The 569-nt window shown below is 49.6% G+C and carries 1 protein-coding gene; it reads right to left on the reverse strand.

Annotation, left to right across the window (positions count from 1 at the left end):
* A partial coding sequence (locus tag R7O13_RS29390; protein ID WP_318305528.1) for a 4Fe-4S dicluster domain-containing protein occupies positions 1-569 on the reverse strand: 569 nt, incomplete at both ends.

Genomic DNA, 569 nt, shown 5'->3' on the forward strand with positions numbered 1-569 from the left:
GAATCCGCCCCTTTTACATAGCGGATTTTGTTTTGTCGCTCATCGACAAACATGGTCAACTTACAACCCACACCACAGTAGGTACAAATGGTATCGACGGCTTTTAGCTGTTCGGTTCTGCCTTGAGAGCGGTCACGGCTGTCCACCATCGCGCCCGTTGGACATGCCTGAACACACGCCCCACATTGCACGCATTTTGAATCGCCCATGAGCGTCAAACCGCTGCAACTTGCGCCTTTTTCATCGGAGCGGAATCGTGGACGATCATCTGGTCGTAAAGCTGGTCGGCCATTTTTATCCGACACAAAACTCAACACACCATGTACCGCTTGCTCGCGGCATGCTTGAATACACTGACCACAACTGATGCAGCGGTTAGCATCAAATTCAATGAACTCAGAACTGCGGTCTACTTCGTATTTGTGACGAAGATCTTTCGCTCGTAAATCGAGCCAATCTTGATGACCAATCACGTTAGCAGAGGAAACGACCACGGAAACATCGAAATGTTGCTCGGCATGATATTCCGTTGAGTAATCTCGCAAGGCACAGTCGGTATTCGCTTGGCA

The sequence above is a fragment of the Vibrio sp. Y176 genome, from assembly GCF_033438945.1.